The sequence below is a fragment of the Agrobacterium sp. CG674 genome (genome assembly GCF_053521645.1).
In genome coordinates, this window is sequence record NZ_JBNWDZ010000003.1 from 252455 (window position 1) to 277821 (window position 25367).

General features: G+C 56.7%; 25 protein-coding genes and 1 riboswitch. Of the genes, 16 read left to right on the forward strand and 9 right to left on the reverse strand.

The annotated features are described in order from the left end of the window. Window positions 1-7: 7 nt before the first annotated feature. The 5 genes from ACQZ51_RS10420 (at window position 8) to hflX (ending at window position 7006) form a co-directional block, all read left to right on the forward strand. On the forward strand, window positions 8-2278 hold the full coding sequence (locus tag ACQZ51_RS10420; RefSeq protein WP_448776973.1) for an ATP-binding protein: 2271 nt from the start codon (window positions 8-10) through the stop codon (window positions 2276-2278). Further along, window positions 2268-3632 carry a nitrogen assimilation response regulator NtrX gene (ntrX, locus tag ACQZ51_RS10425; protein ID WP_042619440.1) on the forward strand — a complete coding sequence of 455 codons (1365 nt, stop codon included), beginning with the start codon at window positions 2268-2270 and terminating at the stop codon, window positions 3630-3632. The genes ACQZ51_RS10420 and ntrX overlap by 11 nt, the downstream gene beginning before the upstream one ends. Before the next feature lie 39 nt (window positions 3633-3671). Next, window positions 3672-5048 carry a Trk system potassium transporter TrkA gene (gene trkA, locus ACQZ51_RS10430; protein WP_448776975.1) on the forward strand — a complete coding sequence of 459 codons (1377 nt, stop codon included), beginning with the start codon at window positions 3672-3674 and terminating at the stop codon, window positions 5046-5048. Window positions 5049-5236: 188 nt separating this feature from the next. Beyond that, on the forward strand, window positions 5237-5479 hold the full coding sequence (hfq, locus tag ACQZ51_RS10435) for an RNA chaperone Hfq (protein ID WP_003496145.1): 243 nt from the start codon (window positions 5237-5239) through the stop codon (window positions 5477-5479). Between the two features lie 198 nt (window positions 5480-5677). Further along, complete coding sequence (gene hflX / locus ACQZ51_RS10440) at window positions 5678-7006, forward strand: GTPase HflX (RefSeq protein ID WP_448777571.1); 1329 nt, start codon at window positions 5678-5680, stop codon at window positions 7004-7006. Window positions 7007-7053: 47 nt separating this feature from the next. Here the strand turns inward: hflX and mazG are convergent, their stop codons facing one another. Together mazG and ACQZ51_RS10450 are read right to left on the reverse strand one after the other, a co-directional pair. Continuing rightward, on the reverse strand, window positions 7054-7890 hold the full coding sequence (gene mazG, locus ACQZ51_RS10445; protein ID WP_448776977.1) for a nucleoside triphosphate pyrophosphohydrolase: 837 nt from the start codon (window positions 7888-7890) through the stop codon (window positions 7054-7056). A gap of 20 nt (window positions 7891-7910) precedes the next feature. Beyond that, window positions 7911-8498, reverse strand: a complete 588-nt coding sequence (locus ACQZ51_RS10450) for a nucleoside deaminase (protein ID WP_448776979.1) — start codon at window positions 8496-8498, stop codon at window positions 7911-7913. A gap of 233 nt (window positions 8499-8731) precedes the next feature. Between ACQZ51_RS10450 and cysG the strand changes: the two genes are divergently transcribed. The 5 genes from cysG (at window position 8732) to ACQZ51_RS10475 (ending at window position 13652) form a co-directional block, all read left to right on the forward strand. Beyond that, complete coding sequence (gene cysG / locus ACQZ51_RS10455) at window positions 8732-10192, forward strand: siroheme synthase CysG (protein ID WP_448776980.1); 1461 nt, start codon at window positions 8732-8734, stop codon at window positions 10190-10192. Then, window positions 10185-10499 (forward strand): DUF2849 domain-containing protein, encoded by a 315-nt coding sequence (locus ACQZ51_RS10460; protein WP_042619443.1) that lies wholly within the window; start codon window positions 10185-10187, stop codon window positions 10497-10499. Before cysG ends, ACQZ51_RS10460 begins: the two co-directional genes overlap by 8 nt. Before the next feature lie 8 nt (window positions 10500-10507). Beyond that, complete coding sequence (locus ACQZ51_RS10465; RefSeq protein ID WP_448776983.1) at window positions 10508-12178, forward strand: nitrite/sulfite reductase; 1671 nt, start codon at window positions 10508-10510, stop codon at window positions 12176-12178. Window positions 12179-12189: 11 nt separating this feature from the next. Continuing rightward, on the forward strand, window positions 12190-12696 hold the full coding sequence (locus ACQZ51_RS10470) for a DUF934 domain-containing protein (RefSeq protein WP_448776984.1): 507 nt from the start codon (window positions 12190-12192) through the stop codon (window positions 12694-12696). Between the two features lie 143 nt (window positions 12697-12839). Further along, on the forward strand, window positions 12840-13652 hold the full coding sequence (locus tag ACQZ51_RS10475; protein WP_448776986.1) for a ferredoxin--NADP reductase: 813 nt from the start codon (window positions 12840-12842) through the stop codon (window positions 13650-13652). Between the two features lie 53 nt (window positions 13653-13705). Here ACQZ51_RS10475 and ACQZ51_RS10480 read toward each other — a convergent pair whose 3' ends face one another. Next, window positions 13706-14977 carry an MFS transporter gene (locus ACQZ51_RS10480; RefSeq protein WP_448776988.1) on the reverse strand — a complete coding sequence of 424 codons (1272 nt, stop codon included), beginning with the start codon at window positions 14975-14977 and terminating at the stop codon, window positions 13706-13708. A gap of 133 nt (window positions 14978-15110) precedes the next feature. Here ACQZ51_RS10480 and ACQZ51_RS10485 point away from each other — a divergent pair, with 133 nt between their 5' ends. Next, window positions 15111-15620 (forward strand): hypothetical protein, encoded by a 510-nt coding sequence (locus tag ACQZ51_RS10485; protein ID WP_448776990.1) that lies wholly within the window; start codon window positions 15111-15113, stop codon window positions 15618-15620. Between the two features lie 61 nt (window positions 15621-15681). On the opposite strand, the gene gcvP is transcribed toward ACQZ51_RS10485, so the two are convergent. The 4 genes from gcvP to ACQZ51_RS10505 form a co-directional block, all read right to left on the reverse strand. After that, a complete protein-coding gene (gcvP, locus tag ACQZ51_RS10490; RefSeq protein ID WP_448776992.1) occupies window positions 15682-18546 on the reverse strand; it encodes an aminomethyl-transferring glycine dehydrogenase in 2865 nt (954 codons plus the stop codon). Beyond that, window positions 18546-18908, reverse strand: a complete 363-nt coding sequence (gcvH, locus tag ACQZ51_RS10495) for a glycine cleavage system protein GcvH (RefSeq protein ID WP_448776994.1) — start codon at window positions 18906-18908, stop codon at window positions 18546-18548. The genes gcvP and gcvH overlap by 1 nt, the downstream gene beginning before the upstream one ends. A gap of 15 nt (window positions 18909-18923) precedes the next feature. Beyond that, window positions 18924-20063, reverse strand: a complete 1140-nt coding sequence (gene gcvT, locus ACQZ51_RS10500) for a glycine cleavage system aminomethyltransferase GcvT (RefSeq protein ID WP_448776996.1) — start codon at window positions 20061-20063, stop codon at window positions 18924-18926. Between the two features lie 152 nt (window positions 20064-20215). Next, a riboswitch (glycine riboswitch) is annotated at window positions 20216-20303 on the reverse strand. A gap of 128 nt (window positions 20304-20431) precedes the next feature. Continuing rightward, entirely contained in the window at window positions 20432-20617 is a 186-nt protein-coding gene (locus tag ACQZ51_RS10505) for a DUF3008 family protein (protein ID WP_448776998.1), read from the reverse strand. A gap of 131 nt (window positions 20618-20748) precedes the next feature. On the opposite strand from ACQZ51_RS10505, the gene ACQZ51_RS10510 reads away from it, so the two are divergent. Both ACQZ51_RS10510 and ACQZ51_RS10515 read left to right on the forward strand, forming a co-directional pair. Further along, window positions 20749-21153, forward strand: coding sequence for a DUF2946 family protein (locus ACQZ51_RS10510; RefSeq protein ID WP_448776999.1), 405 nt, complete (start codon window positions 20749-20751; stop codon window positions 21151-21153). 90 nt (window positions 21154-21243) lie between these two features. Next, entirely contained in the window at window positions 21244-22233 is a 990-nt protein-coding gene (locus ACQZ51_RS10515; protein WP_448777001.1) for a copper chaperone PCu(A)C, read from the forward strand. A gap of 60 nt (window positions 22234-22293) precedes the next feature. On the opposite strand, the gene ACQZ51_RS10520 is transcribed toward ACQZ51_RS10515, so the two are convergent. Further along, the gene (locus ACQZ51_RS10520; protein ID WP_448777002.1) at window positions 22294-22719 is read right to left on the reverse strand and encodes a plastocyanin/azurin family copper-binding protein; all 426 of its coding nucleotides are present in this window, start codon (window positions 22717-22719) and stop codon (window positions 22294-22296) included. A gap of 79 nt (window positions 22720-22798) precedes the next feature. Then, window positions 22799-23083: a hypothetical protein gene (locus ACQZ51_RS10525; protein ID WP_448777004.1), complete on the reverse strand. Its 285-nt coding sequence runs from the start codon at window positions 23081-23083 to the stop codon at window positions 22799-22801. Between the two features lie 194 nt (window positions 23084-23277). Between ACQZ51_RS10525 and crcB the strand changes: the two genes are divergently transcribed. The 3 genes from crcB (at window position 23278) to ACQZ51_RS10540 (ending at window position 25363) form a co-directional block, all read left to right on the forward strand. Next, complete coding sequence (gene crcB, locus ACQZ51_RS10530; RefSeq protein WP_448777006.1) at window positions 23278-23655, forward strand: fluoride efflux transporter CrcB; 378 nt, start codon at window positions 23278-23280, stop codon at window positions 23653-23655. 62 nt (window positions 23656-23717) lie between these two features. Further along, window positions 23718-24710, forward strand: a complete 993-nt coding sequence (locus ACQZ51_RS10535) for an RluA family pseudouridine synthase (protein WP_448777008.1) — start codon at window positions 23718-23720, stop codon at window positions 24708-24710. After that, a complete protein-coding gene (locus ACQZ51_RS10540; protein WP_448777009.1) occupies window positions 24707-25363 on the forward strand; it encodes an HAD-IA family hydrolase in 657 nt (218 codons plus the stop codon). The genes ACQZ51_RS10535 and ACQZ51_RS10540 overlap by 4 nt, the downstream gene beginning before the upstream one ends. Window positions 25364-25367 lie beyond the last annotated feature (4 nt).

Sequence of the window (25367 nt, forward strand, 5' to 3'; positions counted from 1 at the left end):
ATGTTCGATGCGCAAACCTGTCCCAGATAAGGTTTCCGACCGTGCGTCGGCAGACATAGTAATTGCCGACCGAAGAATGTCTTTTGCCTTGCCGGGTCTGGTGCTGGCAGGCGTCGCGCTGGTCTGCGCCACGCTGACGCTGTTTGTTCTGCTGGGCCTCACCCCAATCGCGCCCACCACCAACGTCGTTATCGCCTCCGTTGTCATCAACTCCCTGCTGGTGCTGGGCTTGATGTATCTGATCGGTCGCGAAATTGGTCGGTTGGTGAAGGCGCGGCGCAGGGGCCGCGCAGCAGCGCGCCTGCATGTTCGTATCGTTGGGTTGTTTTCCATTGTCGCGATTACGCCCGCCATCCTTGTCGCGGTTTTCGCCAGTATCACGCTGAATGTCGGGCTGGACCGTTGGTTTGCGTTGCGCACGCAGTCCATTGTGGATTCATCCAGCAATATTGCTCAAGCCTATATGCTTGAAAATGCTGGTTATCTTCAGGGACAGACCTTGTCCATGGCGACCGATCTGGACCGGAACCGCGCGCTCTTCTATCTCGACCGTACGGGCTTTGTTGAACTGATGACGCGCCAGGCCAAGGGCCGCGGCTTCCTGGGAGCTTTTCTCGTTCAGGAAGACGGCGACGCCGTTGTGCAGGCTGACATCAAGACGGAAAGGCCGCTACCTGCCATTCCGCAGGATGCGCTGGAAAAGGCGGCCGCTGGCCAGCCAACTCTCATTCCTCCCGGCGTTACCAATCTCGTCGGTGCCATCATCAAGCTGGAAGGCATTGGCGGCACGTTTCTTTACACCGTTCGCGCCGTGGACCCCAAGGTCATGGCGGCGATGCGGCAGATGGAGGAAAACCGCGCCGAATACAAGGCGATGGAAGCGGGTCGCGCGCCGCTACAAATCGCCTTCGCTATCCTCTATCTCGGTTTTGCGCTGATTGTTCTGCTTGCCGCCATCTGGACGGCCATCGCCATTGCCGACCGAATCGTTCGGCCTATCCGCTTGTTGATCAGCGCCGCAGACAGTGTTGCCATGGGCAATATGCATGTTCTGGTGCCTGTGCGTGCCGTGGATGGGGACGTTGGCCGATTGGCGCGTACCTTCAACAAGATGATTTCGGAAATCCGCAGTCAGCAGGATGAAATCATCGAGGCGAAAGACGATATCGACAACCGCCGCCGCTTTATTGAGGCCGTGCTGTCTGGTGTTACCGCCGCTGTTATCGGGGTTGATGAGCATCGCAACATCACCATCGCCAATCCGTCTGCAGAAGAGTTTCTGGCCGTGCCATCCGACAGGCTCGTTGGCTCACCTCTCGTCGAGGTTGCGCCTGAGATCGAGCAGGTCGTGACGGAAGCGACCGCTTCTGCGCGAATGGATTTCCGCAAGCAGATCAACATCATCAGGCGCGGCAAGGAACGCACATTGAACGTGCAGGTCACCCGCGAAGACGCACGCGATGGCCACGAATCCTACGTCATCACGCTCGATGACATCACCGATCTGGTCATCGCTCAGCGATCCACCGCATGGTCCGAGGTCGCGCGTCGCATCGCCCACGAAATCAAGAACCCGCTGACGCCGATTCAGCTATCCGCCGAGCGCATCAAGCGTCGGTTTGGCAAGCAAATCCACGACGAGGGTGACCGCGCTGTGTTTGATCAGTGCACGGATACTATCGTTCGACAGGTTGGCGATATCGGTCGCATGGTAGATGAATTCTCCGCTTTTGCCCGCATGCCGAAGCCGACCAAAGAGCTGTCCGATTTGCGCACGATCCTGAAGGACGCGACGTTCCTGCGGGAAATGGGCGCGGCCCACGTGAAGTTCGCAACCGAGCTGGGCGAGCGTGAACTAGAAGGCATGTTCGATCAGCGCATGCTCGGTCAGGCCTTTGGCAATCTCATCAAGAATGCGGCTGAGGCCATTGAATCGGTAGAGACGAGTGATGCGCCGCGTGAGGGGAAAATCCTTGTGCGCGCGTCTTACGACGAGGAAAATAACCGGTTCATAGCCGATGTGATCGACAATGGCCGTGGTTTGCCCGTGGAAAACAGGCACCGCATTCTTGAGCCCTATATGACGATGCGCGACAAGGGCACAGGTCTGGGCCTCGCGATCGTCAAGAAAATTATTGAAGAGCACGGTGGTCATCTTGAGTTGCATGATGCGCCCGCCGATTTCGATCATGGCCATGGAGCCATGATTAGAGTGCTGCTGCCGCGTGTCGATGTGGCAGCCAGCGAGAAAGACAAGGAAATTGCATATGGCGTCTGATATTCTGGTCGTTGATGATGAGGCTGACATCCGCGAGATCGTTGCAGGCATCCTGTCCGACGAAGGTCATGAAACCCGCATGGCGTTCGACAGCGACAGCGCGCTGGCCGCCATTTCCGAGCGTGTGCCTCGGTTAATCTTTCTTGATATATGGATGCAGGGCAGCAAGCTGGACGGTCTGGCGCTTCTTGACGAAATCAAGAGTCGCCATCCAGACCTTCCCGTCGTGATGATTTCGGGCCACGGCAATATCGAAACCGCCGTCAACGCGATCAAACGCGGTGCATTCGACTTCATCGAAAAGCCCTTCAAGGCAGATCGCCTGATTCTCATTGCTGAGCGTGCGCTGGAAAACTCCAAGCTCAAGCGCGAAGTGTCAGAACTTAAAAAGCGCACGGGAGATGCCGTCGAGCTGATCGGTGCATCGCTCGCGGTTTCACAGCTGCGCCAGACCATCGATCGCGTTTCGCCGACCAACAGCCGCATCATGATCCTCGGCCCCTCCGGCTCTGGCAAGGAGCTGGTGGCGCGGATGATTCACAAGAAATCATCGCGGGCAACCGGACCATTTGTGGCTTTGAACGCTGCGACGATCACACCTGATCGCATGGAAATTGCACTGTTCGGCACAGAGGGTCTTCCGGGCCAACCGCGCAAGGTGGGGGCATTGGAAGAAGCGCACCGAGGCGTTCTCTACCTGGATGAAGTGGGTGAAATGCCGCGCGAGACGCAAAACAAGATTTTGCGCGTGCTTGTCGATCAGCAGTTCGAGCGCGTCGGCGGCGGCAAGCGGGTGAAGGTCGATGTTCGCATCATCTCCTCCACGGCGCATAATCTGGAAGGGCTCATTGCCGACGGTCTGTTCCGTGAAGACCTGTACCACCGGCTGGCTGTCGTTCCGGTCAAGGTGCCAGCGCTGTCTGAGCGTCGCGAAGATATTCCGTATCTGGTCGATATGTTTATGCGCCAGATTTCAGAGCAGGCAGGCATCCGTCCACGCAAGATCGGTGATGACGCTATGGCGGTTCTTCAGACGCACGACTGGCCGGGAAATATACGCCAGTTGCGCAACAACATCGAACGCCTGATGATTCTTGCGCGACCCGAGGGCAATGACATGCCCATATCGGCCGATATGTTGCCCGCCGACATTGGAGACATGCTGCCGAGAATCGCCGCTCAGGGCGACCAGCACATCATGACTTTGCCCTTGCGCGAAGCCCGCGAAATGTTCGAGCGCGATTATCTGGTGGCGCAGATCAACCGCTTTGGCGGAAATATTTCGCGGACTGCAGAATTTGTTGGCATGGAACGCTCAGCACTGCATCGCAAATTGAAATCGCTCGGCGTATAACGATCCGCAGTTGCGGCAAACTTCCGTCAGAGAGAGCGTATGAAAGTCATCATTTGTGGTGCTGGCCAGGTGGGTTACGGCATTGCCGAGCAATTGTCGCGGGAAGATAACGACGTTTCCGTTATCGATACCTCATCGGCATTGATTACGGCGATCACCGAAACGCTCGATGTGCGCGGCTATGTGGGGCATGGCGCTCATCCGGATATGCTGGCAAAGGCGGGTGCCGACCAGGCGGACATGATCATCGCGGTCACGCTTTATGATGAAATCAACATCGTGGCCTGCGAAGTGGCGCACGCTCTGTTCAGCGTGCCAACGAAGGTCGCCCGTATCCGTGACCAGAGTTATCTTGCGCCTGAATATGGCGACCTTTTCAGCCGCGAGAATATGTCTATCGACGTGACGATTTCGCCTGAAATCGAGGTTGGCAAGATGGTCTTGCGGCGTATCGCATTTCCAGGTGCTACGGATGTCGTTCGCTTCGCTGACGATAATGTTTTCATGCTTGCGATTGAGTGCATGGAAGATTGCCCTGTCATCAACACGCCGCTCCAGCAACTCAGCCACCTCTTTCCCGATCTCGTCGCGACCGTGGTCGGGGTTTACAGAGATGGCCATCTCAAGGCCGTCGACTCGGCAGAGCAGCTCCGGTTTGGCGATTTGGCCTATGTCATCTGCCAGCAGCAACACGCACGCCGAACGCTTGGACTTTTCGGTCATGAGGAAAAGGAAGCCAGCCGCATCGTGATCGCTGGCGGAGGCAATATTGGTCAGTATGTTGCGCGCTCCATTGAGCAACTCCAGCCGAAAACACGGGTCAAGATCATCGAGTCTGATCGGGAGCGCGCTGTTGCAGCCTCTGAAAAACTGAATTCTACAATCGTTCTGAATGGCTCTGTGCTTGACCAGAAGATATTGCATCAGGCCGATATCGCCGATGCGGACCTGATCGTCACACTCACCAACAACGACCAGACCAACATTCTTGGTGCCGTGATGGCAAAACAGCTTGGCTGCAAGTCCAACCTTGCCTTGTTGAACGGACCGTCCTTTCATGATGTGGCCAAGTCGCTCGCGCTGGACGCCTACATCAATCCACGCGCCGTGACGATTTCACGCGTCTTGCAGCATGTTCGAAAAGGCCGAATCCGCTCCGTCTATGCCGTGCAAAGGGGCAACGGCGAAGTGATCGAAGCCGAGGCACTGGATACTTCGCCACTGGTGGGGCAGGCGTTGCGGGACATAGACTTTCCGCAGGGTGTACGAATCGGCGTGATCTACCGCGACAAGAAAGTTCTTCGTCCAGATGGATCTACGAAAATCAAGGCGAAGGACAGAGTCGTCCTTTTCGCGTCATCAGACGCGGTGCGGGAGGTTGAACAGCTATTCCGTGTATCAATTCAATATTTCTAATATCTTTGGTTTCGAAGGGAAAAAGGACCTTCCGAGAAATTGGGGTGAGTTTTTCCACATTGCGGAACAGATCGTGATTTGATACCAGAGTTGCTGATCGGCTGACGGGGGACATGTTTCAACCGATCCTATTATTGATTGTTTATTTCCCGGTCTCCCATCCGGGCAAGAAAGAAAGAATCGGCGCCATGGCGGAACGTTCTCAAAACCTGCAAGATCTGTTTCTCAATACCGTTCGCAAACAGAAGATTTCGTTGACCATTTTCTTGATCAACGGCGTCAAACTGACCGGTGTTGTTACATCCTTCGACAATTTCTGCGTCCTTCTTCGTCGTGACGGGCATTCTCAACTTGTCTACAAGCACGCAATCTCGACGATCATGCCGGGGCAACCCATGCAGATGTTCGAATCGGAAGAGGGTGCCGCGTAACGGCAAAGGCGATCTGATCGTCATCCACCTCATGAGTTGATGGACAACGGAACCTTAGCCGGGGACCGTTGTTTTCTATGACATGCGCCGGACATTTCCGTTGCGCTACGGCAGACAATGAAAAGGTGCGGGCTCATTTCTACACGCGACACATCCAACGAATCCATCATCCCGGAACTCGAAAAGCACCGGGACGATATGCGTGCGGTGGTGATTATCCCGGTTTTGAAACAGGGACGTCAGCCGAAAGAAGCTTCGGCAACAACTGCCCCTCGCACCATGGAAGCCAAGCTTGAGGAAGCCAAGGGCCTAGCTCTGGCCATTGATCTCCACATCACTCAAGGCCTGATCGTTCCGGTCAATCAGCCGAAGCCTGGAACCTTGTTCGGCAGCGGCAAGATAGAAGAAATAAAGCAGCTTCTGAATGAAACGGACGCAGGTCTCGTTATCATTGACCACCCATTGACGCCGGTGCAGCAGCGCAATCTTGAAAAAGAATGGAACGCCAAGGTTATTGATCGTACCGGTCTGATCCTGGAGATTTTCGGCCGTCGCGCGTCCACGAAAGAAGGAACGCTGCAGGTTGATCTCGCCCATCTGAATTACCAGAAGGGTCGTCTGGTCAGAAGCTGGACCCACCTTGAACGTCAGCGCGGTGGTGCGGGCTTCATGGGCGGTCCCGGTGAAACGCAGATCGAGGCTGACCGTCGTTTGCTGCAAGACAAGATCGTCAAGCTGGAGCGCGAGCTGGAGCAGGTGGTGCGTACGCGCCAGCTCCACCGCGCCAAGCGCCGTAAGGTGCCTCACCCCATCGTCGCGCTCGTCGGTTATACCAATGCTGGCAAGTCCACGCTGTTCAACCGCATCACCGGTGCAGGGGTGCTGGCTGAAGACATGCTGTTTGCCACGCTGGACCCGACACTGCGACGCATGAAGCTGCCGCACGGCCGCACGGTTATTATGTCAGACACGGTTGGATTTATTTCCGACCTGCCCACCCATCTTGTGGCCGCCTTCCGTGCGACCCTGGAAGAGGTGCTGGAGGCGGACCTTATCCTGCACATCCGTGATATGTCAGACCCTGACAATGCTGCGCAATCGGGCGACGTGCTGCGTATTCTGAATGATCTGGGCATTGATGAGAAGGTCGCTGACGAGCGGATCATTGAGGTATGGAACAAGGTTGATCGGCTGGAGCCGGAAGCGCACGATGCTATCGTGCAAAAGGCTGAGGGTCGTAACAACGTTCGCGCTGTCTCGGCCATCACAGGTGAGGGCGTTGATAGCCTCATGGACGAGATTTCTCGTCGCCTGTCCGGCGTTCTCCTGCCAATGACCGCCACGCTGAGCGTCGAGCAGTTGCACCAGCTTTCCTGGGTCTATGACAATGCCATCGTTGATTCCCGTGAGGATAACGAGGACGGTTCAGTGACGCTTGATCTGCGCCTTTCAGACGCCCTTTGGCAAGAGCTTGAAAGACGCACCGGCAAGGGCCAGAAACCTGCCGAGGATGATTGGCAGCGCTGAGGTGCTGGAAAATGGGGGACCTCGCAAACGCGAGTTCCCTTCAATCATCACCTTGATAATGTGCGCTCAATAGCTTTGGCCGATTGCCACAGTTCTTCCATACGTTCCAGCGTCGCGGCCTCCAGTGTTTCTCCGCTTTCCGTCAAAGATGTCTCTATGTGGTGAAATCGGCGACGGAATTTTGTGTTGGTGCCGCGCAGCGCGTTTTCCGGGTCTGCCTTCACATGTCGACCAATGTTTACGAGGGCGAATATGAGATCGCCCAGTTCATCCGCAACCCTGTCCGGCTTTCCTTGCGCGAGTGCTTCGCGCAACTCGCGCACTTCTTCCTCGATCTTGTCGAGGATCGGCTCCGGCTCAGACCAATCAAAGCCAACGCGGGCGGCTTGCTCTTGAAGTTTCAAAGCTTCCGTTAGCGCTGGCTGCGTGCGTGCAATGCTGCCCAGAAATCCTGCTTTAGAATCACCGGTAATACCGCGTGCGAGCCGGCGCTCGGCGCGCTCCTGCTTTTCCTGTTTCTTGATGGCATCCCACTGGATTTTGACGGATTCCGCCGTATCTGCGCCAGAGACTGCGAAAACGTGAGGATGGCGTCGAATCATCTTTGTAGTGACCGCGTGGACGACATCACCGAAAGAAAACGCGCCTATCTCTTCGGCAATGCGAGAATGAAAAACGACCTGCAACAACAGGTCGCCCAGCTCTTCGCAGAGGTCGTCCATATCATTCCGCTCGATAGCGTCGGCGACCTCGTAGGCTTCCTCAACCGTATAGGGCTTGATGGTCTCGAACGTCTGGACGATGTCCCAAGGGCATCCGGTCTGGGGATGGCGTAACGCTTCCATGATCTCGATGAGACGGGAAATATCCTTCGAGGCTTCCATGTGACTGCTTTCTGCGGTTTTCAATTCAGGGGAATGTTGTTGTCATCTTTCGACGACTGATAGTCTGATGAGAGAGCGTCGTAAGCCGCTTTGATGCGCGCCGTCTGGTCTTTCAGGCGTGAACGCAGCGGCTCAGCTTCACTCTCCACAAGGTCGGCAATGAAGTACGAATTCCAGAACGCGTTGCTGCGCCGGTAGCCGCCCGGCTCAAGGCCGAAAACTTCCTTGAGAATTTTCAAGTCATGCGGAATGGCGAAAGCATCGCGGGAATCCTCATGGCTGAAAAAGGAGTAAAAGTTATCAAAGCCCGCCCAGGTAATGGCCGACATACACATGGTGCACGGTTCGTGTGTCGACAGAAAGATGAGGTCTTTCGTGTCAGGCTTTTCTCCCAATTCGTGGAAGAGTTTCAGCGTGTGGACTTCGCCGTGCCAGAGTGGGTTCTCCAGCTCATTATTGGTTTCTGCGACAACCAGGGAAAGGTCAGACTTTCGCAGAATCGCAGCGCCAAACACCTTGTTGCCAAGCGCGACACCCTTTGAGGTGAGGGGGAGAATGTCGTTCTCGATGACATCGAGCAAGCGGGACGCTATCGTGTGTTCAGTCAAGTTCATGATCCTGTTCGATTGATGCCTAACGATTGGACGCTTTGGCCCGAAACTGCTGAAAAAAGATACAGATGGGTGGGCGAAATGTGTGGGATTACAACAGCGTGACACATTCGTTGCGTCGGTTGGTTTTCCTCCAAATCAACGCTTGCCCAGAAATAATAATCTACTGCACTATGGCAAGCGAATTTCTGTACCTTCAATTCTGACGCTGGATCGGACATATTATCAGCATGCTTAAGACCGCTTCAGATAGGGCTGACCACCGGCTTACGACTTTTCCCGCTTTTTTCAAGGTGGACAAGCGTCCTGTCGCGGTTTTCGGAAATGGCGATGAAGCCTATGCCAAGGTGCGCCTGCTGCTGAACACCAGCGCCGATATCCGCGCTTTTGCTGATGCGCCGCAGGATGATTACGCTTCACTGTTGAGCCAAGGCAAGGTTTCGCACCACCCGCTTCCATTTTCGCCTGAGCTTGTGGACGGCATGGTGCTGGTTTTCGCGGCAACGGGCGAAGAAGCGCTGGACCGTGAGATTGTGGATGCCGCGCGCGCCAGATCAATCCCCGCCAATGCGGTCGATCAACCCGGCTATTGTGATTTCTATACGCCGGGTCTTGTTTCCCGTGCACCTCTTGCCGTGGCAATCTGTACCGAAGGTGCCGGGCCTGTTCTGGGCCAGATGGTTCGTGCGCGCATAGATCAGATGCTTGCGCCATCGCTTGGGCATTTGCTGCGTCTGGCTGTCGAGTATCGGGATGCTGCGGAACAGAACATCAAGAAGGGTGCGCTGCGTCGCAACTTCTGGCGTCGCTTCTTTACAGGCGGTGTTGCCGACTCGGTGGCTTTGAATGATATGGACGCTGCCAATAAGGCCGCACACCAGCTTCTCGCCAATCCAGAACGGCCTGAGGGTTATGTTTGGCTCGTTGGTGCCGGTCCAGGTGCTGAAGACCTGCTGACTTTGCGCGCACAGCGCGTGCTGATGCAGGCCGACGTTATTGTTTACGACGCTCTGGTGCCGCAGGAAATCGTGGATATGGGCCGCAGAGATGCCGAGCGCCTGTCTGTTGGCAAGCGTAAGGGCTGTCACTCCAAGTCTCAGTCCGACATCAACAAGCTGCTGGTTGCGCTTGGCGAAGAGGGCAAGCGGGTCGTGCGCCTGAAGTCTGGAGATCCGCTGGTTTACGGTCGTGCGGGCGAGGAGATGGCGGCACTGCGGGAAGCCGGTATCGGCTACGAAATTGTGCCGGGCATCACCTCCGCATTTGCTGCCGCCGCTGATTTCGAGCTGCCGCTGACGCTGCGCGGCATAGCATCATCGCTGATATTCACGACTGGCCACGATTTGGCGGGGGATATTCTGCCGGATTGGGCACGTCTGGCTGTGTCTGGCGCGACCATCGCCGTTTATATGGGCCGCACCGTGGCGGCATCCGTGGCGACGCGTTTGATGAGCGCCGGACTGAATGCCGATACGACGGTCGCGGTGATTGAAAATGCCAGCAGGCCTTATCGCCGGCTGATGCACGGCACATTGAAGGATCTGCCGCAACTGGAACACCGCGATGAACTGACTGGTCCGGTCATGGTTGTCATTGGTGATGCCGTTGCGGGTGCGAATTTTGAACGGTCCGAAGCGCTGGCCTTTGCCGATGCGCCTTCAGACCTGAAGCAGGAGTATGCAAATGGTTGACAAGGTTCTGACGGCCAACCGTCTCGATGACGGCATTGCGGTCTGGCTCAACGCAAACGGTGAGTGGACCGAAGATCTCCAGTCCGCACTCGTTGCCCGCCACGCTGAAGCAGAAGCTTCGCTTGAGCAGATCGGCAAGCGCGATTTTTCCGCCAACAAGGTTGTGGATGTCAACATTGTTGACGTGACCGAAGAGAACGGCCAGCTTTGGCCAACGCGCCTGCGTGAACGCATCCGCGCAGCAGGCCCAACCATTCATTACGCCACCGGCTTCAAGGCCGCCGACGCGGCATTCATCGCAGTCTGAGGAATACCATGTACCGTTACGACGAGTTCGACCATGCTTTTGTTCAGGGCCGCGTGGAGCAGTTCCGCGACCAGGTAGAACGACGCCTTTCCGGCGAATTGGCCGAGGATGCCTTCAAGCCGTTGCGACTGATGAACGGCGTTTACCTCCAGCTTCACGCCTATATGCTGCGCGTGGCCATTCCCTATGGAACGCTCAATGCGAAGCAGATGCGGATGCTGGCCCATATTGCCCGGAAATATGATCGCGGTTACGGCCACTTCACCACGCGTCAGAACATCCAGTATAACTGGCCCCGCCTTGCCGATACGCCGGATATTCTGGCTGAACTCTCAAGCGTTGAAATGCACGCCCTTCAGACATCGGGCAACTGCATTCGCAACGTGACGGCTGATCATTTTGCCGGTGCTGCCGCCGACGAGGTTGCCGATCCCCGTCCTTATGCAGAAATTCTGCGTCAATGGTCGTCCGTACATCCTGAGTTTTCGTTCCTGCCACGCAAGTTCAAGATTGCGGTGACCGGAGCAGAGCGTGACCGTGCTGCCATTCAGGTGCACGACATTGGCCTGCATCTGAAAAAGAACGATCAGGGCAAAATCGGCTTCGCAGTCTATGTTGGAGGCGGACAGGGCAGAACACCGATGATCGCCAAGAAGATCAACGACTTCCTGCCCGAGGAAGATCTGCTGTCCTACACCACCGCAATCATGCGCGTTTACAATCTGCATGGCCGCCGTGACAACAAGTACAAGGCGCGCATCAAGATTTTGGTGCACGAGACAGGCGTCGAAGAGCTCTCGCGCCAGGTGGAAGCCGAATTCGCACAGCTGAAAAACAGCGAGTTGAAGCTGCCGGATGCGGATATCGCCGCCATCACATCCTATTTCGCTCTGCCGGATTTGAAGGCACGTCCCGAAGGTTGGGAAAGCCTCGCACGCTGGAAGAAGTCCGATCCGGATTTCGCCCGCTGGGTGGACCAGAACGTCCAGCCGCACAAGAACCCAGACTACGGCATGGTCACCGTTTCACTGAAGCCCATCGGCGGCATTCCCGGCGACGCGACCGATGAGCAGATGGAGCTCGTCGCTGATATCGCGGAAGAATACGCGCTGGATGAAATTCGTATCAGCCACGAGCAGAATATCATTCTGCCGCATGTGGCGCTGGCAGACCTTGAGCCGGTCTATCGTGCGCTCGCGGGTGCTGGCCTCGGCACCGCCAATGCCGGGTTGATTACCGATATCATTGCCTGTCCCGGGCTGGATTATTGCGCGCTGGCTAATGCGCGCTCTATTCCAGTGTCTCAGGAAATTTCCAACCGTTTCGGCGCACCAGAACGTCAGGCTGAAATTGGCGAGTTGAAAATCAAGATTTCCGGCTGCATCAACGCCTGCGGCCACCACCATGTCGGCCATATCGGCCTGTTGGGTGTAGAGAAGAAGGGTGCAGAGCTTTACCAGATTACGCTTGGTGGCTCGGGCGACGAGAACTCGTCCATCGGTGAAATCATCGGGCGTGGTTTTGAGCCGGAGAAGGTGACGGACGCGGTGGAAACCGTTGTCGATACCTATCTTGGTCTGCGCCTATCCAAGGAGGAGACTTTCCTTCAGGCCTATCGCCGCGTCGGAGCGCAACCTTTCAAGGAAGCACTCTATCCGACCGCATCTGCAGCCGCATAAGGAACCGTATCATGACAAAGATTTGGAACGAGAGCGGTTTCGTTGAAAACGACCCTTGGGTGATCGAAACGGACGAGGTGAAGGCCGAGGGTGACCAGCGTGCGCTGCTCGGTTTCGATGCCTTCATTGCACGCGCCGATGAAAGCAATGATGTCGGTCTTGGCGTGCTGATCGGGCCCGCTGACGATGTGGAAAAGCTGCGCCCCTTCATTGACCGCATCGGGCTTGCCGCTGTGAGCTTTCCCGCATTCAACGATGGCCGAGGCTTCAGCCACGCCTCGCTGCTACGTTCGCGATTGGGTTATGACGGTGAGTTGAGAGCCGTGGGCGATGTCTTGATTGACCAGGTTCCGCTCATGCTTCGCACCGGTTTCACCAGCTTTGCCGTGACGAACGAGACGGCAATTCGTCGTCTGGCCGAAAACCGCCTGCCAGCAATCGACGTTTATTACCAGCCGACGGCGAAGCAATCCGAAGGTGGCGAGGCGTATAGCTGGCGCAGCCACAAGGCGGTCTGAGCCATTGCCAAGCGCGGGGCTTTGATCAATATTTCTACGCGCATGGCAGCAATGAACAATCCTGTACCTTCAATAGTCGGTTCAGATGGTATATTGCCCCACACGAAAGTGTCGCTCACAATTTGAAAATGGATCGATAGAGAATGAACGCTCCAGCCAAGACGGAAGAATTTGCTGTGAAAATCCCTGACGGTGTGTATGCCGAGACGGTTCTGTCGGTCGAACATTATACCGACCATCTGTTCCGCTTCCGCATGACCCGCCCGGCAGGCTTCCGTTTCCGCTCTGGCGAATTTGCGATGATTGGCCTGATGGTTGGTGAAAAGCCCATCTACCGCGCCTATTCGATTGCCAGCCCCGCATGGGACGAGGAACTGGAGTTCTTCTCGATCAAGGTTCCCGATGGTCCGCTGACATCCCATCTTCAGCAGATCAAGCCGGGCGACACGGTGCTGATGCGCAAGAAGCCGACAGGTACGCTGGTTCTGGATGCGCTGACACCCGGCAAGCGTCTCTACATGTTCTCTACAGGCACGGGCATCGCGCCTTTCGCAAGCCTCATCCGCGACCCCGAAACCTATGAGAAGTTCGAGGAAGTCATCCTCACGCACACCTGCCGCGATATTGCTGAATTGCAGTATGGCTTTGACCTCGTCGAAGAAATCAAGAACCACGAATTCCTAAACGAAATCGTCGGTGACAAGCTGAAGCACTATGCCACAGTCACCCGCGAGGACTATGCCTTCACGGGTCGTATTACCGACCTGATCGAAAACGGCAAGATGTTCACGGACCTTGGAGTGCCGCCGCTGGACCCCGCCATTGACCGCGGGATGATTTGCGGTTCTGCCGCCATGCTGAAGGACACCAAGGTGTTGCTTGAAAAAGCCGGGTTGACCGAAGGTGCGAACAACAAACCTGCGGAATTCGTGATCGAGCGCGCTTTCGTAGGCTGATTGAACACAGATAAATGAAATTGAAAAGGAGGCCGCGGCCTCCTTTTTTTGTTTTAAGCTGTCAATTTCTGACCGTCGTCTTTTTGGGCAGGAGCGATATCATGCCTGTAGACGAGGAACAGGGCGATGGCGATGGCGGCTATTCCGGCACCCACAAGGTGAGATAGAGCGTAGCCGCCTTGCGTGGTCAGCCAACCGGCAACACCGTTGCTCAGCGACGCGCCTATGCCTTGGACAGTCATCACGCTGGCGAGGCCAACATTGAACCGTCCGGTACCCTTCAATATGCGCTCGACCGCGATGGGCGTTGCAATACCCAAAAGGCCAGCACCGATGCCATCCAGAAGCTGAACCGGATAGATAACCCAGAAATCACTGAACGATGCAGCCAGCAAGCCACGCACGGGCAGGGCGGCAAGCGCGATTACAAACACGACGGAAAGCCCGAAACGCCTGATGAGCCAGGGCGTGATCGCGGCCACAAATATCATCGCCAATTGGGCGACGCCGGTGATGATGGCGGTGGTTCGGAAAGGTGAGTTGAGTTCGATAGCGAAATTTTGCGCGATCAAACGTCCCATTGGCGCATTGCCGAAATGGAAAATGAGCAGGATAATCGACAGGAAAATTAGGCCGCGTTCCTTGAACAGCACTTTGACACCTGATGGCCCGGGCTTGCCCTTGTCCTCCCCCAACCCACGGGCCACCTTGTGGTCGATCTGTTTCGGGTCGATAGCCGAGATGGCGATGAGGGTTCCTAGGGCCGTGACGATCATCAAACCGATGACGCCGGAGATGCCGAAAGCCGTTACAGCAAAATAGGTGGCAAACAGCGAGACGAAATTGCCGCCGTGATTCCAGAACTCGTTTCTTGAAATCTGCCTTGAGAACATCTTTTCTCCGACCAACCCCAACGTGAGGCCAGCCAGCGCGGGGCCGACTACAGCGCCGACGACAGCGGTCATGATCTGCCCCGTCCAGACGACCGCTTCATTGGTGAAGAGCAGCGTGATCAGCGCACCAATGGTGACGAGAACGACTGGTATTGCGATCAGTGTTCTTTTCCAGGTGGAGCCGTCGACCACTGCGCCGCACAATGGAGTGGCGGCAAGACCGATAAGGCCACCAACAGTCGCGATCACGCCCAGCTGCATTGCCGACCACCCATTGGTTGCCAGAAACGCATCCAGAAACGGACCAAGCCCGTCACGTGCATCTGCGAGAAAGAAATTGAGGGCAGCGAGTGCGAAAATAGAGCGGTCAGACAAGGCGGTATTGGGCGTTCCGCCAGCGGTAACGCCGCGCTCGGTCGAAGGCAATGACATTGGGGAACTCCAGATGGATGGGGAAAGCTGGCGAGAAACGCGCGACATCAATTTAGGTTGCCGGGGGGCATTAAGACATGATGACGGAACAATAGGATTTGCAGAGCGTTCGGTCTTCACACACAGAAGGACGATGCGCATGATCCGCAGGCTGATTTCCACCATAGCACTCTCGACCGCTCTCCTGGCACCACCCGCCATGGCCCAAGAGGCTCAGTTCCTGTCCACGTTAAAAGGGAGCTGGAAGGGTACGGGCACTGTCACAACCAAGATCGGCTCCCGACCGATCAACGTGAACTGCACATTCGATTCGACTACATCGGGGCCGTCCCTGCAAATGAATGGCACATGTCGCGGTCTGGTCGTGGTGCGCCGCGCAATTTCAGCTGATCTTCGTGCCAATGGCACACGATATGGCGGCAACTATGTCGGCCCATCCGGCATCCCATCAGCACTTTCCGGTAGCCGCAGCGGCAATTCCATCAATCTCTCGATCACCTGGAAGCGTGTCATCAACGGTGACAAGGTCGCGGGCATGACCATCACCAAGGTCGGCAATAATGGCCTGCGCCTGCGCACCACTGACAAGGATGGAGCCAATGGGCCCACCGTTGTCACTGCCGACATCAGGCTGACGCGATAGCGACATGTACATGGAACAAAGAAAAGGCCCGGATCGCTCCGGGCCTTTTGTCGTTTGAGGCTTACTCAGCCGCCTCGGCATATTCGCTCATGGGCGGGCATGTGCAGACGAGGTTTCGGTCCCCGTAGACGTTATCAACGCGATTGACCGGCGACCAGTATTTGTCCACGCGGAACGCGCCGGGTGGATAGCAGGCCTGCTCGCGGGAATATGGGCGATCCCAGTTTCCAACGAGATCTTCCACCGTATGAGGTGCGTTCTTGAGCGGGTTGTTGGTCTTGTCCGAGCGACCTTCCTCGATGTCACGGGCTTCCTGGCGGATGGCCAGCATCGCGTCGCAGAAACGGTCGAGTTCAGCCTTGGGTTCGGACTCGGTCGGCTCGATCATCAGCGTGCCGGCAACCGGCCAGCTCATGGTCGGTGCGTGGAAGCCGCAATCGATGAGACGCTTGGCAACATCGTCAACCGTCACACCGCAGCTATCGGCGAGCGGACGGGTGTCGATGATGCACTCATGCGCGACACGTCCAGCCTCCGACTTGTAGAGCACGTCGTAGGCGCCCTTCAGTCGTGCCGCGATATAGTTGGCGTTGAGGATCGCGACCTTCGTGGCCTGCGTCAAACCTTCGCCGCCCATCATGAGGCAATAGCTCCAGGAAATTGGCAGGATCGAAGGAGAGCCGAAGGGAGCCGCGGAAACAGCACCTGAGCGTCCATCGCTTGCGGGATGGCCGGGCAGGTGAGGTGCCAGATGTGCTTTGACGCCAATCGGACCCATGCCAGGACCGCCGCCACCATGTGGAATGCAGAAGGTCTTGTGCAGGTTGAGGTGCGATACGTCTGAGCCAATATCGCCCGGGCGGGAAAGGCCGACCATGGCGTTCATGTTGGCGCCATCCAGATAGACCTGGCCACCATGGGTGTGGGTTATATCGCATATCTCGCGAACAGTCTCTTCAAACACGCCGTGGGTCGATGGGTACGTGATCATGCAGCACGAGAGGTTATCCGCATACTGCTCTGCTTTTGCACGGAAATCATCGATATCGATGTCGCCGTTTTCACGCACCTTGACCGGGACTACACGCATGCCGACCATCTGTGCGGAGGCTGGATTGGTGCCGTGGGCAGAGGTTGGAATGAGGCACACATCGCGGTGGGCATCGCCGTTTGCGAGGTGGTAGTTGCGGATGGTCAGAAGGCCCGCATATTCGCCCTGCGCGCCGGAATTGGGCTGCATGGAGAAAGCATCGTAACCCGTCACCTGGCAAAGCTTGGTGGAGAGATCGTCAATCATCTCTCGGTAGCCAAGAGCCTGATCGGCTGGCACGAAGGGGTGGATATCAGAAAATTCCGGCCATGTGATCGGCAGCATTTCGGCTGTCGCGTTCAGCTTCATGGTGCAGGAGCCGAGCGGTATCATGGAACGGTCAAGCGCCAGATCGCGGTCCGAAAGGCGACGGATGTAGCGGGTCATCTCGCTTTCGGCGCGGTTCATGTGGAAGATCGGATGCGTCATGTACTGGCTGGTACGCAGCAGGTCCTTCGGCAGACGGTAATCCGGCTCGAAATCCGAGATGGAGAAGTTGCCACCGAATGCACGCCAAACGGCTTCCAGCGTGGCAGGGCGCGTGCGCTCGTCCAGGCTCATGCCGATCTTTGTCGAGCCGACCTTGCGCAGGTTGACGCCTTCGGCAACCGCTGCCCGAAGGATGAGGGCCTGCATATGCCCGACATCGACAGTGATGGTGTCGAAGAAGGTTTCGGGCTCAATGGTGTAGCCGAGCTTTTCCAGACCCTTGGCCATAAGAACGGCCTTCTGGTGGGTCTGCTGGGCAATCGCCTTCAGGCCCTGCGGTCCGTGGAAAACTCCATACATGGAGGCCATAACGGCAAGCAGCACCTGCGCTGTGCAGATGTTGGACGTCGCTTTTTCGCGGCGGATATGCTGTTCGCGGGTCTGGAGCGAAAGACGGTAGGCGCGGTTACCGCGTGCATCGACGGATACGCCGACGAGGCGACCCGGCATGGAACGCTTATGCGTATCCTTCACCGCCATATAGGCAGCGTGCGGGCCACCGTAACCAACAGGCACGCCGAAGCGCTGCGAGGTGCCGATTGCAATGTCTGCACCCATCTCGCCAGGAGATTTAAGCAATGTCAGCGCCAGAAGGTCGGCAGCAACAGTTGCGATGGCGCCCGTCTGGTGCAGGCGGGAAATCAGCCCAGAGAAATCGCTGACATGACCATGCGTGCCGGGATACTGGAAGATGGCACCGAACACGTCGACCGGATCGAGATCCGTGAAGGGATTTCCAACGATCACGCTCCAGCCGAGTGGCGCGGCGCGGGTTTCGATCAGTGCAATGGTCTGCGGGTGGCAGTTGGCATCCACGAAGAAGGACGTCGCCTTTGACTTCGCAACGCGCTGGCACATGGCCATGGCTTCGGCTGCAGCGGTCGCCTCATCCAGAAGCGAGGCGTTTGCGACATCGAGCCCGGTCAGATCGGAGATCATCGTCTGGAAATTCAGCAAGGCTTCAAGGCGGCCTTGCGAAATTTCGGGCTGGTAAGGCGTATAGGCCGTGTACCATGCCGGGTTTTCCAGAATATTGCGCTGGATCACGGGCGGCGTGATGGTGCCATAATAGCCCTGACCGATCAGCGAGGTCAGAACCTTGTTCTTGTTGGCGGTTTCGCGAAGGCGGTCCAGTGCTTCACGCTCCGTCAAAGCAGGGCCCCAGGCGAGTGGAGCCTCCTGGCGGATCGAAGGTGGCACGGTCGCATTGATGAGGGCGTCGAGGCTGTTATAGCCGATCACCTTGAGCATATCCGCCATTTCCGACGGCGACGGGCCGATATGACGCCGATTGGCAAAGTCATAGGGCTGGTAGTCGGTAAAATGGAATTCTGTGGGGGTCGTCATCAGGAAATAAGCTCCTTATAGGCAGCTTCATCCAGCAACGCATCAACGTCAGACGTGTTGGAAAGCTTGAGTTTGAAGAACCAGCCAGCGCCCTGCGGGTCGGAGTTGACAAGCGATGGGTCATCAACGATGGCCTGATTGATCTCGGTGATCTCACCATCCAGCGGACAATAGACATCGGATGCTGCTTTCACGCTTTCGACGGTTGCGGCATCGCCATCCTTTGCGAAGGTTGCGCCAACTTCTGGCAGTTCAACAAACACCAGATCGCCCAACTGTTCTGCAGCGTGGGTGGTGATGCCAACAGTGGCGACATCGCCTTCGATCTTCAGCCACTCGTGCTCTTGAGTAAATTTCAGCATTGGTTTCTCCGGAAATTAGCGTTTGTAAGTGGGAGTAATAAAGGGCAGGTCGGCAACGGTGAGGGGCAGGTACTTGCCGCGAACTTCCGCAAAAATTGCCGTACCTGGCGTAGCAAACTCTTTAGGCACATAGCCCATCGCAACGGGGCTCTCGACTGTCGGGCCAAACCCGCCAGAGGTGACTTCACCGATTTCATGGCTGCCATCTGCATCTGCAAAAAGCTTCGCATGACCGCGAACAGGCGCTTTGCCTTCCGGCTTGAGGCCAACGCGGCGGCGCGCCGTGCCATTGGTCAATTCACCCAGAATGCGTTTCTCACCGGGAAAACCGCCTTCGCGATCTCCGCCTGTGCGGCGTGCCTTCTGGATTGCCCATTCAAGCGATGCCTCGATGGGAGAGGTCGTGGTGTCTATGTCATTGCCGTAGAGGCACAAGCCAGCCTCAAGGCGCAGGCTGTCACGCGCACCGAGACCGATTGGCTCGCAATCGGGATGCTCCAGCAATGCCTTGGCAATTGCTTCCGCCTTGTCGGCCGGGATCGAGATTTCAAAACCGTCTTCGCCGGAATAGCCTGACCGGGACACGATGCACTGCACGTCCATCAGCGGGACCTCGCGCACATCCATGAACTTCATGCCGGAAACGCCAGCCCAGAGCTCGGCCAGAACCGCTTCGGCACGTGGTCCCTGAAGGGCGATCAGAGCGCGGTCGTTAAGCAGGGTGATATCGCAGGCGCCGGACAAGTAGGCCTGCATATGCGCCAGATCCGCATCTTTACAAGCAGCATTGACGACCACGAAAAGATGGTCGCCGCGATTGGTGATCATGAGATCATCCAGAATGCCGCCATTCTCATCGGTGAAGAAGCCGTAACGCTGACGGCCTTCTTTCAGGCCGAGAATGTCAACGGGAACCAGTGTTTCCAGAGCAAGAGCTGCATCTTCTAGCCTGCCGGACTTGGCCTTTATATTGACCTGGCCCATGTGGGACACATCAAACAGGCCGGCAGCGGCGCGGGTGTGCAGATGCTCTTTCATGACGCCGGCAGCGTACTGCACCGGCATATCGTAACCGGCAAATGGCACCATGCGTGCGCCAAGCGACAGGTGAAGAGAATGAAGCGGGGTGACTTGTAACTCGGCTGTTTCGGCCAAGGACGCCTCCAGGGTTACGCGATGTCGCGCGGGCTCATGTCATGGCACTGTTTAGAGTGCCGGGTTCAAGAGCCCCCTCTGTCCTTGTCGCCTGAGATTGTTATCCCTTCGGCGAGCCGTCCTTTGCAGGTGGCTTCTCTCCAGAGTTCCGTCCTGTTCCGCTGGTCCTTTTGCCTGAGAGTTTCCGGGGCGGTTGCTCCTTCGGCCCCGCACGAATGCGGTGTCTCCCAGCGGGATAGAAGCTCATTATCCGCTAAGCCGGTTTATTGGCAAGGACCAAATGACGCAGTCAAACAGTTTTTTGTTCAGCCTGCGCCATTGGGCAGAAGCGTCTTTGGGTGGCTCTCGCCATCTTGCCTAAGCCGAAACTACTTTTCTTGCTTCTCCGGCAGCGCTTCTCGCTTAGTGGAAGCGAGTTCTTCAAGTTCCTTTTCAGTCATGGACTTAGCCATGGTTTTTGAAGCGCCTTGTAAACGGGCATCCGGTATCTCTCCGCGTTTTGAAGCAAGTGCGGCGCCAGCAGCCTTCTGCTGAGCTTTGGATTTTGCGGGCATGGCAGGGTCTCCTCCGAAGTTTTCAGACGAAACGAAAAACCCTTGGATTGGCGTCGGAGTTCCGCCTGCTTCAAATTGCACTTTGATTTACCGCAAAAACCGGGATATCGCTTCGTGGCATGGGGAGTGCAATGAACAAGCGAGCAACCACGGCTGAGAGACTTTTGCGCATGCTTTGCGCCGTCGTGATGCTGTCGCTCGGTTTTGCGCACAAGCCTGTGGTTGCGGTTGCAGCTCCGGTCATGGCGCTCGACGAAGCCTACCGGTTGCCGGATGGCAGTTTTGCAGAGATCTGCGCCGCGCATAGCGATGTTGAGACGCACGCCAAGGGCAAGACCGACCACTCAGGCATGAGTTTGCCTCTTTGCGAAGCCTGCCTTCTGGCCGCTTCCATCCTGTTGCCGACGCCGGATACGACATCCTGGGCGAGGGCGGACATTGCGTCGCTCGAAAATGCGCCGGTTCTGTATCAGGCCGTGGCGCATGATGTGCACAGGCAACGTCCCAAAGCCCGCGCGCCCCCGGCATTTCTTTAAATCCTATTTGAACGAAACCGTTATGGCAGCCGCGATCGAGCGGCAGAGACGACTGCTGATGCCAAGGGCCGCAGTCGAGAGGAACATGAAATGAATATTGTTAGAATCACAGCTTTGGCGACCTTGATGGCGTCTGCTTCCAGCGTTCATGCCTTCGCGCATGCCAGCTTCGTCAATCCTGTCGCCGAACAGGAAAGCACGATTGTTGCAGCGCTTCAGGTTCCGCATGGCTGCGAAGGCGGACTTGCCACGACTGAAGTCCGCATGGTCCTGCCGGAAGGTTTTATTGCGGCCAAACCTCAGCCCAAGGCTGGCTGGGAACTAGAAATCATCTCAGGCGACTATCAGAGGGCCTATGATAATCATGGCACGGAGATGAAAAGCGGCCCCGTTGAGATTCGCTGGAAGGGGGGCAATCTGCCGGACGCTTTTTATGACACCTTCAACGTGCGCGGAAAAGTTTCCGGCATCGACGCCAATGTGGAGCTGCCCTTCAAGGTGACGCAGTTGTGCGGAGCGACCGCGACCGCGAAGTGGGATGAGATTGCCAAAGCCGGTCAGGACCCACATTCGCTGGACCACCCAGCACCAACAATAAAGATATCGGCAAAGAAGGACAGCGCACACGCCGGTGGTCATGATCACGGTGCTGCCAGCCACCATGCATCTGATGTCGTGAAGGTCGGCAATCTAGAGCTTTCCGGTGCTGCTGCAAAGGCAATGCTGCCGGGCCAGCCTGTTGGCGGTGGCTTCGTCACCATCAAGAATGACGGGTCATCTGATGATCGGCTGGTAGCGGTGGAATCTCCACTTGCTGGCCGCTCTGAAATTCACGAGATGGCAATGGTCGATAACGTGATGAAGATGCGCAAGCTGGGTGACGGCATCGCCGTTCCCGCGGGCAAGACCGTGGAGCTGAGCCCAGGTGGCCTGCATTTCATGTTTTTCAATGTGAAGAAGCCGTTTGCAGAGGGCGACATGGTGCCCGCGACGCTGACATTTGAAAAGGCCGGCAAAGTCGACATCATGATCCAGGTTGGATCGGCAAACGGTGAGGGCCATTCCCACAATCACAACTAATGGGAACCAGATCGCCGGGGCGGTTATCGTCCCGGCGGTTTTCGACTGGAAGGCGGTTGCCTATTTCGTGACCGTCAATCTGGCCTGCATTCCGGCCGAGTAGTGGCCCTTGATATTGCAGAACAGAAGGTAGCTGCCGGGCGTGAGGTTCGCTTTCAGCGTTCCGTGTTTGCCGGGTTTCAAATCCGCCACTTCACCTAGGCTTTTCAGCTTCTTTTCATCGATACGGTCTTTTGCAGGGTCAACCGGGATCGTCTCATCGGGCGTCTTAAGCTTGATAAGAACCATCTCATGTTCTTCAGACACGGCATCATTGTGCACATTGAACGTGGTGCTGCCCGCTTTGACAGTTGATTGATCGAGCACGAGCGTCATCGGCTGACCGCCTTCGCCGCTTTCAGTCACTTTGATGGTATTTGCCGCGAAAGCTGGTGCGGCCACCAATAGGGCGGCTGCGGCGAGTGTGTATCTGGAAGGCATTCTCATTCGGTGGCTCCTTGTTGTAAGAAGCACTTTCACCGTTATGCTGACACCAGACTGAACGCCGGGCGACAATCTGCGCAGATCAATCCGACGCCGTCTTGTTTTCTTCGTAGGCCTCGATCACCTCTTCCAAAGTGGCCTGAGGGTTCTGGTGTCTTCCGGCGGTCAGGAAATCAAGTGAGAGCGCGGGTTCCTTGACCACAGCAGACATGGCGCTGACAAGACTGTCTTCGACTTGGCCGGTTCTGCGCGCAAGCTCACGCCCCGCCTGCTCGATCTCTGCTTTTCTAGAGGCGCGCTGCGTGGCCTTCAAGCTGTCCGCCACATAACCTGCGGTGGTCGCTGAAACTGTTAAAACCTGCACCATGCGATCACCTTCTTGATCCTGAATTGAACCAAGATATCCCAAGCGAATTTCTTCTCGATTAAATCCAACCGATCAATTTTATCGAATTTTTAACGGTCTCAAAAATGCAATTTTTACCAATGGATATGTGAGCGCGGGAATTTCCCTTGTCCTCACTTTGTCGTAGACAAAAGCATATCTAATGGAGTGACCCCATGCTGAATATCTTCCTTGTGGCGCTGGGTGGCGCGCTCGGCTCGGTGGCGCGGTATCTTGTTTCCGTCTGGAGCGTGAGACTGGCGGGACCGAACTTTCCCTGGGGTACGTTGACAGTCAACGTCGTCGGCGCTTTCCTCATCGGGCTGATGGTGGAAACGATTGCGCGCCGATTTGATGCCTCCGCAGAAATGCGCCTGTTTCTTGTAACGGGCATTCTGGGCGGCTTCACAACCTGGTCGTCCTTCACGCTAGATGCCGTGTCGCTGTTTGAGCGCGGCGATTTAGGGCTTTCGGCCCTTTATCTTGGCTGTAGTCTTGTCGTTTCTTTCGCAGCGGTCTTCGCCGGGCTGGCCTTAGGCCGCGCTTTGTTCTAAAGGCAACGGAAAATACCGCACACAGACGATGCGGAGTTGAGAAAAGAAAGACTGGAATTACCATGGCAGGTATCGAGCATATCAAGGTTGAAGCCGAAGAGTCCGGCATGAGGCTCGATCGCTGGTTCAAGATCCATTATCCCGGCCTCGGCTTTGGGCCTCTTCAGAAGCTGATGCGCTCCGGACAGGTGCGCGTCGATGGCGGTCGTGTAAAGACGGATGCGCGCCTCGAAGCTGGCCAGATGGTGCGCGTGCCGCCGCTGGATGTCGATGCCAAGGTCAAGGGCGGGCCTATCAGCTCGACAGACCTGAAGAACTCCGACGATGTCGATCTTTTGAAGCGCATGCTGCTGCATGAAGATGACAAGGTCTTCGTGTTCAACAAGCCCGCTGGCATTGCCGTGCAGGGCGGCTCTGGCATCAATCGTCATATGGATGGTCTGCTGGAAGCATGGACAAGTTCCAAGGGCGAGAAGCCGCGTTTGGTCCACCGCATCGACCGCGATACATCTGGGGTTCTCGTGGTAGCTCGCACCAGAGGTGCCGCGCAGAAGCTGACGGCTGCCTTCCGTGAACGCGATACCAAGAAGACCTATTGGTCTTTGGTCAAGGGCGTGCCGCGCAAGCATCAGGACAAGCTATCGACGTGGCTGGTCAAGGAGCAGACGCCGGACGGCGACCGCATGCGCATTGCCAAGCATGGTGAAGAGGGTGCCGACCACGCCGTTTCCTATTACCGCGTTATCGATACAGCCGCGCAAAACCTGGCATGGCTGGAGATGGAGCCCTACACGGGCCGCACCCACCAGCTGCGTGTTCATGCGCTGCACATGGGTCACCCGATTATCGGCGACCCAAAATATTTCATCGAAGATACCAACTGGGATTTCCCCGGTGGTGTTCAGAAGCGCCTCCATCTGCATGCGCGCCGTATCGACATTCCACACCCATCAGGTGGTCGCCTGCGCGTGACTGCACCTCTGCCACCACACATGGTTCAGACCTGGAACCTGCTTGGTCTTGACGTTGCCGATGGCGACAGGGACGACGAATGAAACTGGTCCTTTTCGATTGCGACGGCACGCTGGTGGACAGCGTTGGCCTGATCCATGAGGTCATGGCCCGCACCTTCGTTCATTTCGGCCACGACCGGCCGGAGATGTCGCTGACCAAATCGATCATCGGCCTGACGCTCGATATCGCCATTGCCCGCATGCAGGGAAAGCCGCATGTGGACGATGAAGCGATAGCGATGACGGCGCACTACAAATCGATCTACGGCGAAACCCGCGCAGAAGCTGGTTTTCAGGAACCGCTCTTTGACGGTATCACCGCAATGATCGAAACGCTGGCAAAGCGCGACGAACTGCTGATGGGTGCGGTGACTGGCAAATCCCGGCGCGGTCTTGACCTCATCATGGACACCCATGGTTTCCGCCCGCACTTCATCGTTTCGCGGACTGCCGATGACTGCCCATCCAAGCCGCATCCGGCCATGGTTACGGAATGCTGCAGCCAGACCGGCATCGTTCCGGCGGACACCATTGTGATTGGCGATGCGATTTACGATATGCAAATGGCCAAGGCTGCCGGTGCGAAGGCGATCGGCGTGGCTTGGGGTTATGCCTCCGTGGATGATCTATGGAAAGCGGGCGCCGATGCCATCGTCGAACATGCCAGTGAAATTCCCGGTCACATTCCGGGGTGAGAAG